The sequence below is a fragment of the Erythrobacter litoralis genome (assembly GCF_001719165.1).
GTDB lineage: Bacteria > Pseudomonadota > Alphaproteobacteria > Sphingomonadales > Sphingomonadaceae > Erythrobacter > Erythrobacter litoralis.
In genome coordinates this window covers 2,374,156-2,388,966 of sequence record NZ_CP017057.1, presented here as the reverse complement: position 1 = coordinate 2,388,966, position 14,811 = coordinate 2,374,156, and the positions used below count along the sequence as shown (strand labels likewise).

The window sequence follows — 14,811 nt, the reverse complement described above, 5'->3', positions numbered from 1 at the left end:
CAGCGGGTGGGGCTCAGAGCCATTCGGGAACGCGCTCCGCATCCATGATCGCAGCAGCCTCGATCCGGTCGGCAACGACGGCGTAGCGGTCGCCATCGACCAGCACTTCGGCGACGAAACCGCGCGAATTGTAGGACGACGCCATGGTCGCGCCATAGGCGCCGGCAGTGCGGAACACGGCGAGTTCGCCCGCTGCGAGCCGGTCGCATTCGCGGCCCATCGCAAAGGTATCGCCGGTCTCACAGATGGGCCCGACGATATTCGCGGTCATGTTCTCGCCCGAAGGCTCGACCCCGACGAAGTCATGATACGCGCCGTAAAGTGCCGGCCGCGCGAGGTCGTTCATCGCTGCATCCACGATCACGAAGGGATGATTGAGCCCGCGCTTCACCCGCACCACCCGCGTCAGCAGAACGCCCGCATTGCCCGCGATCACCCGGCCGGGTTCGAAGATCAGGGTCACGCCCCAGCCCTTCGTCACCCGCGCGACCATTGCCCCGTATTCTGCCGGGCTCGGCAATTCCTCGCCGCGCTTGTAAGGCACGCCCAGACCACCGCCGAGATCGACATGGGTGATCGTATGGCCCGCCCCGCGCAGCGCCTCGATCAGTTCGCCGAGCTTGCCGAAGGCGCGTTCGAGCGGGGCTAGGTCGGCAAGCTGGCTGCCGATATGGACCGCGATCCCGCGCATCTCGACGCCCGGCAGGCCTGCAAGCTGGCCGAATATCTGCCCGGCCTCGTCGATCGGCACGCCGAACTTGTTGTCGGCCTTGCCGGTCGAGATCTTGTCATGGGTCCCGGCATCGACATCGGGGTTCACTCGCAAGGCGCAGCGCGCGCACATGCCCATCGCTTCGGCGATCGCGGCGAGCTCCTCGCCTTCCTCGGCGCTTTCGATATTGAACTGGCCGATCCCCGCTTCGAGCGCGGCGGCGAGTTCGGCTGCGGTCTTGCCCACACCCGAGAAGACGATCTTTTCGGGCGCGATCCCCGCCGCGAGCGCGCGGCGCATCTCTCCCACCGACACGACATCGGCGCCATATCCCTGGCCCTTGAGCACCTTGAGAACGGCGAGATTGGGATTGGCCTTCACCGCAAAGGCGATGAGCTTGTCCGGCACGCCGTCCAGCGCCTCGCGAAAGACGCGGGCGTGGCGTTCCAGCGTTGCGCGGGAATAGACATAGACGGGCGTGCCGACTGCCTCCGCGATGCGCGGCAGGGGAATGTCTTCGGCATGCATGACGCCGTTCTTGTATGCGAAGTGGTCCATGATCGTGTTCGTTTCGCAATAGGCCTATTCGGGCGGAAGATCGAAGGGGTCGTCCTCGCGTTCCTCGGAGCGGCGGCGCAGTTCCACCGAGCGTTCGGGAGCGGCGAGCGCATCGAGTTCGAGCAATTCCTCGGCATCGAGCCGGGCGGGGGCGCCGTAGGGCGCAGGCGGGAGCGTCTCGCCCGGCGGCGGGGTGAGCGGTGCGCTCGCCCCGCATCCCGCGAGGGCACCGGCCAGCGCGGCGATACCGATGCCGAATCCAATGCGCCTCATTCGCCCGCCTCGCCGGTCAAGGTTTCCATGCCGAGCGCCGCGCGCGCCCGATCGACCTGCATACGCACCTGTTCGGGCGCGGTTCCGCCATAGGAGGCGCGCGCGGCGACCGAGGCATCTACCGAAAGCGCGTCGAACACGCGCTCGTCGATCCGTTCGTCGATCGCGGCGAGGTCGGCCAGCGGTACTTCGTTGAGCGCAAGGCCGCGCGCATCGGCGAATTTCACGACCGCGCCGGTCACGTGATGCGCTTCGCGGAAGGGGATCCCCGCCTCGCGCACCAGCCAATCGGCAAGGTCGGTCGCAGTGGCATAGCCCATCTCGGCCGCCTGTCGCATCCGCGCGGTGGCGAAGGTCGCATCGCCGATCATGCCGGTCATCGCCGCGATCGACAGCGCCATCAGCGACGCCGCCTCGAACACCGGCGGCTTGTCGTCCTGCATGTCCTTCGAATAGGCGAGCGGCAGGCCCTTCATCGTCACCATCAGCGCGGTCGCGCAGCCGATCACCCGGCCCGCATGGCCGCGCACCAGTTCGGCGGCATCCGGGTTCTTCTTCTGCGGCATGATAGAGGAGCCGGTCGAAAGGCTGTCGGGCAGGCGCACGAAACCGAAGGGCTGGCTCGCCCACAGCACCAGTTCCTCGGCCAGGCGAGAGAGGTGGAGGGCACACGCGCTGGCGGTGAACAGGTAATCGAGCGCGAAATCCCGGTCCGACACGGCGTCGAGCGAATTGGCCGTGGGCCGGTCGAAGCCCAGCGCCTCGCTGGTGATCTCGCGGTCGATCGGAAAGCCGGTCCCGGCGAGCGCAGCGGACCCCAGCGGGCATTCGTTCAGCCGATCGCGCGCATCGGCAAGGCGCGAACGGTCGCGCCGGAACATCTCGTAATAGGCCATCAGGTGATGGCCGAGCGTCACGGGTTGTGCGGTCTGAAGATGGGTGAAGCCGGGCATGATGGTGGCGGCGTGTTCGCCCGCGCGGGTGACGAGCGCGCGCTGGAGCGCAGCGAGCCCGGCATCCATTTCGTCCAACGCCTCGCGCACCCAGAGCCGGAAATCGGTCGCCACCTGGTCGTTGCGGCTGCGCGCCGTGTGGAGGCGCCCCGCGGCCGGCCCGATCAGTTCGGCGAGCCGGGCCTCGGTCGTCATGTGGATGTCCTCGAGGTCCCAGTTCTCTGGCACGCCGTCGCGCTCGTATTCGTGGGCGATTGCGGCGAGCCCGTCGCTGATCGCGCGCGCGTCCTCGGCCGAGACGATGCCCTGCGCCGCGAGCATGGCGACATGCGCTTCGGAGGCCGCGATGTCCTGCCGCCAGAGCGCCTTGTCGAAGGGAATCGAGGCGTTGATTTCGCGCATGATCGCGCTAGGGCCTTCGGCGAACCTGCCGCCCCACATCGCGTTGCCGCCGCCTGCCGCAGCGTTCCCGCCGGGGCGGGCGGAAGCCTGAGAGGTACCCGATATGTTGCGTTTCTCGTTCATTCTGGCCGCGATGGTCCTTGCGCTTGGCGGCTGCGATAGGGCGCGCGAGGGCGAGGCGCAACCAACGAACGCCCCGCAGGCGGCGGAAGGGGACGATACCACGGCGCTCGCCGGAGTCGTCTCGCGCGATCAGGCGGGGGAGCCGCTGCCCGAATTCACGGTCACCGATCCCGCCGGCAATACGCTCGATCTTGCCAGTCTCGAAGGAAGGCCTGTCCTGCTCAACCTGTGGGCGACGTGGTGCGCGCCCTGCGTGGTCGAGATGCCGATGCTCGATGCGCTGGCGCAGGATATGGCGGGCGAGCTGAGGGTGGTGACGGTCAGCCAGGACATTCGCGGGGCGGAAAAGGTCGAGCCCTTCTTCGACGAGCGCGGGTTCGAAAGGCTCGAACCGTGGCTCGATCCCGGCAGCGAACTGGCCGTGCGGATGAGCGAGGGCGGCCAGCTGCCGCTCACCGTGCTTTACGATGCACAGGGGCGCGAGGTGCTGCGGATCGCTGGCGGGTATGAATGGGACGGTGAGGAGGCGCGCGCGCTCATCGGGGAAGCGTTGGGCGGCTAGGCGAGGGTTCGGCCCTGCGCCCCGGAGTGATCCGGCCGAAATCGCCACGCGGACGGTCCGGAAACTGGTGGGCGATGACAGGCTCGAACTGCCGACCCTCTCGGTGTAAACGAGATGCTCTACCAACTGAGCTAATCGCCCTCTTGCGAGAGGGATGCCGATTAGGCTTAGGTATCGAGGTGGTCAAGCACGGGTCTTCGATCGCTTGCCACCAGTCGCCGGGGAGCGATGATGGCTTCGCTGCGCCGGGCAAGTCACCGCGGAGAGGGGCATGCGGATTTGGCATCTGGGTTTCTGGTTCGCCGCGCTGCTCGGGCTGAGCGCGCAGGCGGGGGCCGGCGGGACGACCGGGGACGGCGAGACGATCCTGCTCGATGACGTGAGCGTGCTCCACCTCGACGAGCCGGGCGGCCGGATCGAGACCGGGCGCTCGATCCTGATCGCCGACGGACGGATCGCGCGGATAGAGGCCTCATCGCTGACAGCGCCGGCGGGTGCGCGCATGATCGAGGGCAATGGCCGCCTCGTCATGGCGGGCCTTGCCGACATGCATGTCCATGTCTGGGACGAAGCCTCGCTCGGTGCCTATCTCGCGGCAGGGGTCACGACAATCCGCAACGCTTCGGGCATGCCGTTCCACCTGCGGCTCGCCCGGCGGATTTCGAGCGGCAAGATGCCGGGTCCGAGGCTGGTCACGACCGGTCCGATCCTAAACAGCCCCGGCCCCAATGCGCAGGTCAATCATCACATGGTGGTCACCGCCGAGGAGGCGCGCGCTGCCGTGCGGGCGCACCACGCGGCGGGCTTTCGCAGGCTCAAGGTCTATTCGAACCTCACGCGCACGGCCTATGAAGCGGTGCTGGAGGAAGCGCGCCAGCTTGGCATGACGATCATGGGCCACACGCCCGAGGGTGAGCGGCTGCCGGGCATGCCTCACGAGAAGCCTTTCGCCATCGCTTTCGAAGAGGTGCTGGACGACGGCTTCGTCACGATCGAGCATGTCGAATCCATCGTCTGGCACGGGCTTCGCGATGCGCATGACGATGCGGCGGGCCGTGCCCTCGCGCGGCGAATCGCGCAAGCGGGCGTGCCGGTCGATCCGACCCTGCTCGCTTTCTACAACCTGTTGCAGGTGGCCGAGACGGGAGGCGCCTATCTCGATCGGCCCGGCACCGACAGGCTCAACCCGCTGCTCGTCGCAGCCAGCGGCGCTGAATACGAGCGCTGGTCGAACGAGGACCCCATCCGCCACCGCGCGGCGTTCGAATTCTACAAGGCGATGACGAGGATGCTCCACGAAGAAGGCGTGCTGCTGGTTGCAGGGAGCGATGCGGGAATCTTCACCAACATTCCCGGCACTTCGCTGCTCGATGAACTGCACCTGCTGGTCGAAGCGGGAATCGCGCCCTCCGATGCGCTGCGCATGGCGACGCTGAACGCGGCAAAGGTGCTGGACGAGGAAGGCGAATGGGGCGCCGTTAAGGAAGGCCAGAGGGCCGACCTCCTGCTGCTTGGCGGCGATCCGCGGGGCGATCTGGGCATGCTCGGTTCGCCTGATGCGGTGATCGCGGGCGGGCGGCTGTTCGACCGTCAGGCGCTCGCTGAAATGCAGCGCCGCGCCAGCGCGCACGATCTTGCCCGCACGCAGGCCAATCTCGTCGAGGCGTTCGAGGCGCAGGGGATCGATCCGGCCATCCTCGGCCTTTGATCCGCTGCCCGCTTTCCTTTGCATGCGCTCCACCCTCGTCCTAGGGAGCGGGCGACGAAAAACAGGCACAGGGCTGCGCGATGAAGGTTGAAATGAAGACATGGGCGCAACTCGGGCTTGCGGGCGCGCTGGCGGGTTCGGGCCTTGCCGGATGCGCGGAGGAAGCCCCCGTCGATACCGATGGCGAAACCGCCGAAATGCAGCCCGGCCCCGCGGGCGAAGGCGGCGAAGGTGGTGAAGCCGGAGAGGGCGGCGAAACCGGAGAGGGCGGCGTCGATTTCGATGCCGCCGCCCGCGATCCGGTGGTCTACCTCACCGCGCTTGCCGTGGCCGAGGCGCATGCGATCGCTGCCTACGACGCCTTTCTTGCCGGAAAGACCGATCCGGCAGCGGAAATGTTCGGTCACCCGGTGTCCGAAGTGCTCGCCGACATGGACCCGGTCTTTGCCGAACTGGGCGTCGCCGATCTGAAGCCGCGCTTCAACGAGGCCTCGCAGGCGGTGCTGTCCGGCCGCGCGGATATCGAGGTGAATGAACGCTATGGCGCGATCCTGGCCGCCATCGAGGAAGCCGGGCGCAAGGCCCCGGACAGTCAGGCGAGCGAGGCCGACATCGCCGCTCGGGTCGCCTCCAACATGATCGACCGCGCGATCGCCATGTACGGCGAGGCGCAGGGTTCCGATCGTTACGAACCCTATCTCGACGGCTACGGTTTCTATCGCGCCGCCGCGAGCGCTTTCGAGGATGCGGAGCCCGCGATCCTCGCCGCAAAGCCCGGTCTCGCCGCGGATATCCGCGAAGCGCTCGACCTGCTGGGCCAGGCCTATCCCGGCGCCGAAAGGCCCGGCACGCTCGCTTTCGAGCGCGGCCGTCTGATCGCCGCGGGCTCGCGCGTGACGCTCGCGCTCTAGGCGCGGTGGCCCGATGACGATACCGCGCATCCTCGTTCTCGGCACCGGCGGCACCATCGCCGGGGCGGCGCGTACGCGCACGGGCAAGGCCTATGCCGCAGGCGAGGTGGCGCTTGAGACGATGCTCGGCGAAGCCGGCTCGCTCGAGCTCGAGGCGGAGCTTGTCCCCCGTCCCGTCGCGCGGATCGGCTCGCAGGACATCGGCTGGAAGGAATGGGACGCGCTCCACCGGGACATCGCCGCGGCCCAGGACGACCCCGTGATCGCCGGGATCATCGTCACCCATGGCACCGACACGGCCGAGGAAACCGCCTTCCTGCTCGACTTCACCCTGCCCCCGCGAAAGCCTGTCGTGCTGGTGGGCGCGATGCGGCCCTCGGACGCGGTGGGAAGCGACGGGATGCGCAATTTCGCCAATGCGGTACGGGTGGCTAGCGATCCCGAAAGCGCCGGGCGCGGGGTGCTCGTCGTCATGGCCGACACGGTCTTCGCCGCCGCCGATGTGCGCAAGGCCGCGACCGCGAATATCGACGCGTTCAGGGGCTTTCCGCGCGGGCCGCTGGCGCGCGTCACCCCTTCGAGCCTCGACTGGTTCGCGCCCGCCCACCGCACCGGCAGCCCGGCGCGCTTTGCCTGGCCCGACGCGCTTCCCCGCGTCGCCATCCTGACGGCGGGCGCGGGCATGGATGCAAAGCCTGTCGAAGCGCTGCTCGGCATCGGATGCAAGGGGATCGTGCTTGCCGGGATGGGGCAGGGCAACGCGCCGCGCGTGGTGATCGAGGCGCTTTCAAGGGCAGCCGCAGGCGGCGTGCCAGTGGTCCGTTCGGCCCGGGTCGATGAAGGGATGGTCGATCGCAATGTCGAGGTCGACGACGATGCGCACGGCTTCGTCGCCGCGCGCGCACTTGGCCCCGCCAAGGCGCGAGTGCTGCTGATGGTGCTGATCGCGAACGGGATTACCGACCCCGCCCGGATACAGGCGGCGTTCGACGGACGGTGAGCGGCGGGCGGCGCGCTCCTGTCGATATCCCGCCCGGCGCATTGGAATGCGATGATCCCGGCCCTAGGCTCGGCCCGGCCAGCGCATTGGTGCGGCGGGACGGACACAGGGCAGGTGCGCATGATCGACGGGATGGAGCCGGTACAGGTCGACGAGGCGACCTTCGCGCATATCCGAGTGATCCTTGGCGTGGTCACCTCGCTGGCCATCGCGCGGATACTCAACGGCCTTGCAGGTTTCGCCCAGAACCGGCGGCGCAACACGCCCTATCTCGTCCATACGCTGTGGGCGATTTTCCTGCTTCTGCTGACCGCGCATTTCTGGTGGTTCGAATTCGCGCTCGCCAAGGTCACCTTCTGGCCGTTCGAGACCTATGCCTTCCTCATCTTCTTCGCCTCGCTGCATTTCTTCACGGCGGCGCTGCTGTTTCCCGACCAGCTGGACGAAGGGGCGCCTTACGAAGATTACTTCTTCGAACATCGCGGCTGGTTCTTCGGCTTTCTGGGTGCGCTGTTCCTGTTCGACATGGTCGATACCGCGCTGAAGGGCCCGGCGCACTTCGCCTCGCTCGGAGCGCTCTATCCGGTGCGCCAGGTCTCCTATGCAATCGCCTGCCTTGCCGCGATCCGCTGGGACAATCGCCGGTTCCACCTTGCCCTCGTGATCGCCTTCCTCGTTCTCGAGGCGGCCTGGATAGTCGAGCGATATGCCGACTGAGGGACCCGAAGATCGAGTGAAATCATAATTAAATATTATTCATCGCTCCATTGGCGAAATAAGTTTCTTTCAAATTCATCTCGATCTGTCATCATATGATAAAATTGCAGGCCTAGACAGTGTCGGGTCGCAAGGAAGGAGGGGAGACCTTCATGAGGACGACTTCGATCGAGGGCGCGCTCGGCCCGCTGCTGGTCTTTCTGCTCGCTGCATTTTTCTGCGTGTCGGTTTCCGCGCAGGATGCGCCGCCCGATGAAGTCCTGTTCACCGGCGTCCGCATATTCGACGGATCTTCGGAAACGCTCTCCGATTCGACCGATGTACTGGTGCAAGGCAACACGATCGCGGCGATCGGGGCCGGGGCGAAGGCTTCGGGTGAGGGCGCGATCGTGATCGATGGGCGCGGGCGCACGCTGATGCCCGGCCTGATCGACAACCACGTCCACATGATGTTCAACAGCCTTTCGCCCGCGCAGATGCTCGAACCTGACATGGGCCTTGAAAAGGTGATGCAGCTTTCCGCCGGGCAGGCGCGAGCGATGCTGTTGCGGGGCTTCACCGCGGTGCGCGATGTCGGAGGGCCGTCTTTCGAACTGAAGCGCCTGATCGACAGCGGCCGGGTGATGGGGCCGCGCATATGGCCGTCAGGGCCGATGATCTCGCAGACTTCGGGCCATGCCGATTTGCGCCTGCCGGACGAGCCATCGCGCCGTTTCACCGGCAAGATCCCGCGCGCCGAGCAGGTCTGGGCAAGCGTCATCGCCGATGGCCGGGCCGAAGTGCTGACCGCGGTGCGCGAGAACCTGCGTTTCGGCGCCAGCCAGATCAAGATCGCCGCGGGCGGCGGGACAAGCTCGGAATACGACCCGCTCGATGTCACGCAATACACGCTCGACGAAATGAAGGCCGCGGTCGATGCGGCCTCCGACTGGAACACCTATGTCACCGTCCACGCCTATCATCCGAAATCGGTCCGCCGTGCGATCGAGGCGGGGGTGAAGGTGATCGAGCACGGCAACCTGCTCGACGAGGACACGCTGAAGCTGATGGCGGAAAAGGGCGTGTGGCTGTCGGGCCAGATGCTCGTCGAATCGACCGAGGCGATGGACCCGAAACGGCGCGAGAAGCGCAAGCCCGTGATCGAGGGCCAGAAGCGCGTCTGGCCCCTGGCGAAGCGGCTCGGCGTCAAGCTCGCCTGGGGCACCGATTTCCTGTTCGAACCCGATCTCAACGAACAGCAGAACGCCTATCTCCTGCGGCTCAAGCCCTATTTCACGCCGGCCGAATTGCTGCGCCTCGCGACGCATGACAACGCGCAATTGCTCGCGCTCTCGGGGCCGCGCACGCCCTATGAGGGTCGGCTCGGCGTGGTGGAGGAAGGGGCGCTTGCCGATCTCATCCTCGTCGAGGGCGACCCGCTTGCCGATATCGACCTGATCGCTGATCCGCAGCGCAATTTCGCCGTCATCATGAAGGATGGCCGCATCGTGAAGGGCGCGCCGTGATGGACCTTGCGAAGGCATTTCTGGGTGCGGCCGCTCTCGCTGCCCTCGCGGCGCCCGTCCATGCGCAGGAGGTGGAAGACGAAGAGGCTTCCGACGGGGCGGGCAGATAACCGTCTATGGCTGGCTCGCCGAGGCGACCGGAGATTTCACCCCCTTCGCGGGCGCACCGGCACTCGAATTCGACAATTCCTTCGGCGAGGTGCTGGAGGATCTCGATGCGGCCTTCTTTGCCAGCGGGCAGTTCCGGCGAAACCGCTTCGTGGTCGTTGCGGACGTGTCCTACGCCTCGCTCTCGCGCGAGGGGCTGGTCCCGCCCGGCATACCGGCTTCGGGTGAGGTCTCGCAGCTTGCGATCACCGCGCTGGCAGGCGCCCGGGTCGAGGATGGCGACGACATCACGGTCGACCTGCTCGCAGGGGCGCGCCTGTGGAATCTCGACGGGCGGGTCGACGTGCCGCTCGCCGGAGTGAGCGTCGCACCCGACAAGACATTCGTCGATCCGATCGTGGCCGCGCGGGTCAACATCGCGCTCGCCGAGCGGCTTTCGGGAATCGTCCATGCCGATATCGGCGGCTTCGGCGTGGGCTCGGACTTCACCTACCAGGTTGTCGGCACGCTCAATTACCGGATCGCCCGCAGCACCTTCGTATCCGTGGGCTGGCGGCATCTTCATCTCGACTACGATGATGCGGGTACCGCCTTCGAGGGCAGCCAGACCGGGCCGCTGGTGGGCGTGACCCAGAGGTTCTGAAGGGAGGCGGGCTTGGACGCAGTGCGCGAAAGCGCCATCGGCAAGAAGGAACGAGCGAGCGCAGCGACGCCCGCCCGGACGCGTGCCGCGCCCGCGCTGGCCTGTCTCGCCGGCGGTGTCATGCGAAGCATCACTTCCCCCGCAATGGCAGCTTCCGGTCCGTTCCTGTGGATGACCCTCTTCCCCTTCGAAGACTTGAACAGATGCAGGAGAAAGACATGGCCAGCCTGATAAGGTGTTTCACCGTGCTGCTTTGCGCCCTTGGCCTGGTTAGCGCGCAGGCTCTTGCCTGCACCCGCGTAACCTATCTTGGGCCGGAGGGGCGCGTGCTCACCGGACGCTCGATGGACTGGAAGCTGCCGATGATTTCCAACCTTTGGGTCTTCCCGCGCGGAATGGAACGCGAGGGGGCGGCCGGGCCTCGTTCGGTCAGGTGGACCTCGAAGCACGGCAGCATGATCTTCTCGGGCTATGACATCTCGACCGTCGACGGGATGAACGAGAAGGGGCTCGTCGCGAACCTGCTGTGGCTGGCCGATTCCGAATATCCCGAGGATGACGGGACGACACCGCGTCTTTCGCTGTCAATGTGGGCACAATACTTCCTCGACAATTTCGCCAGTGTCGAAGAGGCGGTCGACCATATCCGCAGCAACCCGATCGACCTTGCTACCGGCGACGTGCCAGACCAGCCCGGCAAGCTGACTACGGTCCACCTCTCGCTGTCCGATGCAAGCGGCGACAGTGCGATTCTCGAATGGGTCGATGGCAAGCTCGAAATCCACCATTCCCGCGAATACCGCGTGATGACGAACGAGCCGAGATTCGAAGATCAGCTCGCGATCCGGGCATACTGGAAAGGCGTCAACGGACGCGAGTTCCTTCCCGGGACGAACCGCGCGAGCGATCGCTTCGTGCGCGCTTCGCACTACATCGACGCAGTACGCCAGTCGGATGACCCTCGGATTGCGGCGGCTTCCGTATTCAGCGTCATGCGGAATGCCTCGGTCCCTTATGGCATCAGCATGGAGGATGCGCCCAACCTTTCGACCACGCGCTGGAGGGTGGTGGCCGACCACAAGGATCGTCGCTTCTACGTCGAATCCGCCGTGTCGCCGAACGTCTTCTGGGTCGAACTCGACCAGCTCGACTTCAGCGAAGGCGCAGGGGTCATGAAACTGGACCTCGGCCTCGACATGACGGCGATCCATTCGGGCGAAACCTCGGCCGCTTTCGTCCCGGCCACCCCTTTCACCTTCGAACCGGCCCAATGACCCGTTTGCCAAGCCTCTGACCTAGGGAGAACAGAAATGACACGTATCCTTGCCTCAATGTCCGCAATCGCGGGCGCTGCACTGCTTGCCGCCTGCACGACCACGCCAGACATGGCCGAGCCGCTGGCCGGCACGAGCTGGCGGCTGCTGGAAATGCAGTCGATGGACGATGCGCAGGGGACCACGCGCGCCGACAATCCCGACCGCTACACGATCACCTTCGCCGAGGACGGGACGGCCTATATGAAGCTCGACTGCAATCGCGGGCGCAGTTCCTACGAGACCGCCAGCACCGGCGCGAAGCAGGGCTCGCTCCAGTTCGGGAACATCGCCTCGACCATGGCGATGTGCCCGCCGGATTCGCTGAGCGAAAAGCTCGGCCAGCAGCTTGGTTTCGTGCGCAGCTACGTCATGCGGGACGGGCGCCTCAACATGGCGCTGATGGCCGATGGCGGCATTCTGGTGTGGGAACCGACAGAGGCCGAATGAAGGGGCGATCTCCGGTAAGCCGAAGACCGCCGCCTCTCCCGGCGGCGGGGCCTGCGGCGGCCCTGCGCCCCTTTCAGCCCCAGGGCGTGACGAGATATTTCTCGCCCGTCTTCATCTGGCGGTAGTCGCAGATCGCCTCCTTGGTCAGCATCCCTTCGAGGTCGACCTTGCTCTTGTAATGCGAGGCGAATGTGGTGGTGAGATTTGCGAGCACGCGCTGGCGCATCTTCACCACCGTCTCCATTCCCGCGCGCTGGAGGAAGGGCGTCAGCAGCCAGCCCGACACGGTCCATTGCAGGCCATAGGAAGGCGTCAGGATGGTGGGCGAGAAATCGAGCCTGCCGTAAATGTAGACCTTCTTGTCCTGGTTCGAGCCGTAGCGGGAGAATTCCTTCATCTGGCTGGAGGCGACCTGTTCCATCGCTTTGAGCACATGGTCGGTGTTCTTGCCGCCGCCGATCGGGTCGAAGCCGAGATAGGCCCCGGTTTCGGCAATGGCGCTGCGCAGCTGATCCATGAAATCGTCGTCCGATGAATTCACGACGTATTGTGCGCCCTGCGATTTCAGCAGGTCGACGTGTTCCTTGCGCCGCACGATGTTGACCAGCTTCATTCCGTCCTCGATGCAGATCCGGTTGAGCATCTGGCCGAGGTTCGACGCGGCAGCGAGATGGACGATCGCGTCGTGCCCTTCCATCTTCGCGGTCTCGACGAAGCCCAGCGAGGTCATCGGATTGACGAAGGAGGACGCGCCGGCTTCGGCGGAGTGATCGCCCAGCGGCAGGCACATCATCGCATCGGCAATGGCGTATTGCGAGAACGCCGTACCAGGAACGCAGGCGACCCGCTGGCCCATCAGCGCCTTCGCCGCGTCGCTGTCGCCGGTCGCGACGACCGTGCCCGCGCCTTCATTGCCAGCCGGAAGACGCTGGCCGTGGCGGCCCTTCTGGCCCGACAGGAACGGCTCCGGCATGTCGGCGACGACCTTGCCGGGGGAATAGTCCGCGTTCTCGAAATCGGCAGCGCCCGTTAGGATCGCGAGGTCGGAAGGGTTGATCGGCGCCGCCTCCATCTTGAGCAGCACCTGGTTACCGGTCGGCTCGGGGAAGCTTGCCTCGGCCACTTCGAGCGTCAGCTTGCCGTCGGCGGTAAGGGTGGTGAAAAGCTGTTTTCCGGTCGTTGTCATGATGTTTCCTCTCCGGTTTCGGGATAGATCGCTTCGACGAAGTAGAGGCCGTGGGGCGGCGCGTTAAGGCCCAATTCGGACCGGTCGCGCGCTGCGAGCGCTGCGGCGACGCGATGCTCGGGCCACGTGCCTGCGCCCACCAGCTTGAGGCAGCCCACCATCGAGCGGACCTGGTGGTGGAGAAAGCTGCGCGCCTCGGCACGGATGTGGATTTCGGGGCCGAACTCGCCTGCGCTCGGGGCGACGTCGAGCCGGTCCAGCGTCTTCACCGGGTCCTTCGCCTGGCATTGCACGCTGCGGAAGGTGGTGAAATCGTGCCGCCCGACCAGCGCCTGCGCGGCGCGGTGCATCGCGAGCGGATCGAGCTCGGCCGCGACATGCCATGCGCGCCCGCGCCCCAGCGTGAGCGGGGCGCGCCGGTTGACGATGCGATAGAGATAGCGCCGCCCGATGCAGGAAAAGCGTGCGTGCCAGTCGTCGGGCACGATCTCGCAATGGGTGACCGCTATCGGGTCGGGCCGCAGATGCGCGTTCAGCGCCCCCATCAGGCGGAACGGGGCGATGTCTTTCGCAAGATCGACATGGCTGCGCATGGCGAGCGCGTGGACCCCCGCATCGGTGCGGCCTGCGCTGTGAAGCGTCGCCTCCTCGCCGGTGATCCGGTGGAGCGCATCCTCGATGCTCTGCTGCACGCTCGGCCCGTGGGCCTGCCGCTGGAGGCCGTGGAAGGGCGTGCCGTCGAATTCGAGGGTGAGAGCAAAGCGGGTCAAGACAGGCGCGTTCCCGCCGCGACCGGGCGCCCGCGCAGCACGTCCTCGCGCGCCATGGCGGGCTTGCCCGCGCGTTGCAGGCGAACGGGGCGGATCGCGCCGGACCCGCAGGCGATGGTCATGTCCGCATCGAGCACTTCGCCCGGTTCGCCCGAGCCTTGCGCGAGTTCCGCCAGCAGCAGCTTGACCCGTTCATCGCCCCATTCGAACCAGGCACCGGGAAAGGGGGCAAGTCCGCGCACCTGCCGCTCGATCGTCTCCGCGCTGTTCGACCAGTCGATCCGGGCCTCGGCCTTGTCGATCTTGGGCGCGTAGGTGGCGTCGGCGTCGTCCTGCGCCACGGGCGGGAAGGCGGGGAGGTCGGCAAGCACTTCCACCATCGCCCGCGCTCCGATAGCGGCCAGTTCCCCGGTCAGTTCCCCGGTCGTCTTGCGGTCGATGGGCGTCTTGACGACATGCAGCATCGGTCCGGTATCGAGCCCTGCCTCCATCTGCATGATCGTCACCCCTGTCTCGGCGTCGCCCGCCAGCACCGCGCGGTGGATCGGCGCCGCGCCGCGCCAGCGGGGCAGGATCGAGGCATGGATGTTGAGACAGCCGTGCCGCGGCGCATCGAGGATCGGCTGCGGCAGGATCAGGCCATAGGCCGCGACCACCGCCACGTCCGCCCCGAGCGCGGCGAAGTCGGCCTGTTCCTGCGCCCCCTTGAGCGATTTGGGGTGCCGCACCGTCAGGCCCAGCGCCTCCGCCTTCGTCTGCACCGGCGAGGCGCGCAGGTTCTTCCCCCGCCCGGCGCGCGCGGGCGGCTGGGTGTAGACGCAGGCGATTTCGTGCCCGGCCTCGTGAAGCGCGACAAGCGCCGGGACGGCGAAATCGGGCGTTCCCATGAAGATGATGCGCATAAGAGCGGAGCCCGA

General features: G+C 66.5%; 15 protein-coding genes and 1 tRNA gene. 9 read left to right on the top strand and 7 right to left on the bottom strand.

The genetic code is table 11. The features are described from left to right. Positions 1-13 precede the first annotated feature (13 nt). The 3 genes from lysA to argH are packed head-to-tail and all read right to left on the bottom strand — an operon-like array spanning position 14 to position 2,937. The gene (gene lysA, locus Ga0102493_RS11445) at positions 14-1,270 is read right to left on the bottom strand and encodes a diaminopimelate decarboxylase (RefSeq protein ID WP_034906956.1); all 1,257 of its coding nucleotides are present in this window, start codon (positions 1,268-1,270) and stop codon (positions 14-16) included. Between the two features lie 24 nt (positions 1,271-1,294). Next, the gene (locus Ga0102493_RS11440; protein WP_034906954.1) at positions 1,295-1,543 is read right to left on the bottom strand and encodes a hypothetical protein; all 249 of its coding nucleotides are present in this window, start codon (positions 1,541-1,543) and stop codon (positions 1,295-1,297) included. Then, on the bottom strand, positions 1,540-2,937 hold the full coding sequence (gene argH, locus Ga0102493_RS11435; RefSeq protein ID WP_034906952.1) for an argininosuccinate lyase: 1,398 nt from the start codon (positions 2,935-2,937) through the stop codon (positions 1,540-1,542). Before argH ends, Ga0102493_RS11440 begins: the two co-directional genes overlap by 4 nt. Before the next feature lie 64 nt (positions 2,938-3,001). Here argH and Ga0102493_RS11430 point away from each other — a divergent pair, with 64 nt between their 5' ends. Continuing rightward, a complete protein-coding gene (locus Ga0102493_RS11430) occupies positions 3,002-3,583 on the top strand; it encodes a TlpA family protein disulfide reductase (protein WP_034906950.1) in 582 nt (193 codons plus the stop codon). Between the two features lie 65 nt (positions 3,584-3,648). Here the strand turns inward: Ga0102493_RS11430 and Ga0102493_RS11425 are convergent. After that, positions 3,649-3,724 (bottom strand) — tRNA-Val (locus tag Ga0102493_RS11425). Positions 3,725-3,854: 130 nt separating this feature from the next. Between Ga0102493_RS11425 and Ga0102493_RS11420 the strand changes: the two genes are divergently transcribed. The 8 genes from Ga0102493_RS11420 to Ga0102493_RS11385 all read left to right on the top strand — a co-directional run bounded on the left by Ga0102493_RS11420 (position 3,855) and on the right by Ga0102493_RS11385 (position 11,938). After that, positions 3,855-5,291 (top strand): amidohydrolase family protein, encoded by a 1,437-nt coding sequence (locus Ga0102493_RS11420; RefSeq protein ID WP_034906949.1) that lies wholly within the window; start codon positions 3,855-3,857, stop codon positions 5,289-5,291. Between the two features lie 80 nt (positions 5,292-5,371). Then, the gene (locus Ga0102493_RS11415; protein ID WP_051698499.1) at positions 5,372-6,202 is read left to right on the top strand and encodes a hypothetical protein; all 831 of its coding nucleotides are present in this window, start codon (positions 5,372-5,374) and stop codon (positions 6,200-6,202) included. Between the two features lie 13 nt (positions 6,203-6,215). After that, on the top strand, positions 6,216-7,202 hold the full coding sequence (locus tag Ga0102493_RS11410) for an asparaginase (RefSeq protein WP_034906948.1): 987 nt from the start codon (positions 6,216-6,218) through the stop codon (positions 7,200-7,202). Positions 7,203-7,322: 120 nt separating this feature from the next. After that, positions 7,323-7,919 carry a hypothetical protein gene (locus Ga0102493_RS11405; RefSeq protein WP_150132464.1) on the top strand — a complete coding sequence of 199 codons (597 nt, stop codon included), beginning with the start codon at positions 7,323-7,325 and terminating at the stop codon, positions 7,917-7,919. 152 nt (positions 7,920-8,071) lie between these two features. Continuing rightward, complete coding sequence (locus Ga0102493_RS11400) at positions 8,072-9,424, top strand: metal-dependent hydrolase family protein (protein ID WP_081845806.1); 1,353 nt, start codon at positions 8,072-8,074, stop codon at positions 9,422-9,424. Between the two features lie 199 nt (positions 9,425-9,623). Beyond that, on the top strand, positions 9,624-10,175 hold the full coding sequence (locus tag Ga0102493_RS11395) for a porin family protein (RefSeq protein WP_199796955.1): 552 nt from the start codon (positions 9,624-9,626) through the stop codon (positions 10,173-10,175). A 218-nt stretch (positions 10,176-10,393) separates the two neighbouring features. Continuing rightward, on the top strand, positions 10,394-11,449 hold the full coding sequence (locus Ga0102493_RS11390; RefSeq protein ID WP_034906967.1) for a linear amide C-N hydrolase: 1,056 nt from the start codon (positions 10,394-10,396) through the stop codon (positions 11,447-11,449). A 36-nt stretch (positions 11,450-11,485) separates the two neighbouring features. Next, the gene (locus Ga0102493_RS11385) at positions 11,486-11,938 is read left to right on the top strand and encodes an META domain-containing protein (protein ID WP_081845805.1); all 453 of its coding nucleotides are present in this window, start codon (positions 11,486-11,488) and stop codon (positions 11,936-11,938) included. A 73-nt stretch (positions 11,939-12,011) separates the two neighbouring features. Here Ga0102493_RS11385 and Ga0102493_RS11380 read toward each other — a convergent pair whose 3' ends face one another. The 3 genes from Ga0102493_RS11380 to fmt are packed head-to-tail and all read right to left on the bottom strand — an operon-like array spanning position 12,012 to position 14,796. Beyond that, on the bottom strand, positions 12,012-13,124 hold the full coding sequence (locus tag Ga0102493_RS11380) for a zinc-binding dehydrogenase (protein WP_034906944.1): 1,113 nt from the start codon (positions 13,122-13,124) through the stop codon (positions 12,012-12,014). Next, a complete protein-coding gene (truA, locus tag Ga0102493_RS11375; protein ID WP_034906942.1) occupies positions 13,121-13,894 on the bottom strand; it encodes a tRNA pseudouridine(38-40) synthase TruA in 774 nt (257 codons plus the stop codon). The genes Ga0102493_RS11380 and truA overlap by 4 nt, the downstream gene beginning before the upstream one ends. Next, positions 13,891-14,796, bottom strand: coding sequence for a methionyl-tRNA formyltransferase (gene fmt, locus Ga0102493_RS11370; RefSeq protein ID WP_034906941.1), 906 nt, complete (start codon positions 14,794-14,796; stop codon positions 13,891-13,893). The genes truA and fmt overlap by 4 nt, the downstream gene beginning before the upstream one ends. Positions 14,797-14,811: the final 15 nt, after the last annotated feature.

What these genes read in the sequence shown, in the direction of transcription:
- lysA (WP_034906956.1), bottom strand. Translation starts at nt 1,270, where the DNA reads ATGGACCACTTCGCATACAAGAACGGCGTCATGCATGCCGAAGACATT.
- Ga0102493_RS11440 (WP_034906954.1), bottom strand. Translation starts at nt 1,543, where the DNA reads ATGAGGCGCATTGGATTCGGCATCGGTATCGCCGCGCTGGCCGGTGCC.
- argH (WP_034906952.1), bottom strand. Translation starts at nt 2,937, where the DNA reads ATGTGGGGCGGCAGGTTCGCCGAAGGCCCTAGCGCGATCATGCGCGAA.
- Ga0102493_RS11430 (WP_034906950.1), top strand. Translation starts at nt 3,002, where the DNA reads ATGTTGCGTTTCTCGTTCATTCTGGCCGCGATGGTCCTTGCGCTTGGC.
- Ga0102493_RS11420 (WP_034906949.1), top strand. Translation starts at nt 3,855, where the DNA reads ATGCGGATTTGGCATCTGGGTTTCTGGTTCGCCGCGCTGCTCGGGCTG.
- Ga0102493_RS11415 (WP_051698499.1), top strand. Translation starts at nt 5,372, where the DNA reads ATGAAGGTTGAAATGAAGACATGGGCGCAACTCGGGCTTGCGGGCGCG.
- Ga0102493_RS11410 (WP_034906948.1), top strand. Translation starts at nt 6,216, where the DNA reads ATGACGATACCGCGCATCCTCGTTCTCGGCACCGGCGGCACCATCGCC.
- Ga0102493_RS11405 (WP_150132464.1), top strand. Translation starts at nt 7,323, where the DNA reads ATGATCGACGGGATGGAGCCGGTACAGGTCGACGAGGCGACCTTCGCG.
- Ga0102493_RS11400 (WP_081845806.1), top strand. Translation starts at nt 8,072, where the DNA reads ATGAGGACGACTTCGATCGAGGGCGCGCTCGGCCCGCTGCTGGTCTTT.
- Ga0102493_RS11390 (WP_034906967.1), top strand. Translation starts at nt 10,394, where the DNA reads ATGGCCAGCCTGATAAGGTGTTTCACCGTGCTGCTTTGCGCCCTTGGC.
- Ga0102493_RS11385 (WP_081845805.1), top strand. Translation starts at nt 11,486, where the DNA reads ATGACACGTATCCTTGCCTCAATGTCCGCAATCGCGGGCGCTGCACTG.
- Ga0102493_RS11380 (WP_034906944.1), bottom strand. Translation starts at nt 13,124, where the DNA reads ATGACAACGACCGGAAAACAGCTTTTCACCACCCTTACCGCCGACGGC.
- fmt (WP_034906941.1), bottom strand. Translation starts at nt 14,796, where the DNA reads ATGCGCATCATCTTCATGGGAACGCCCGATTTCGCCGTCCCGGCGCTT.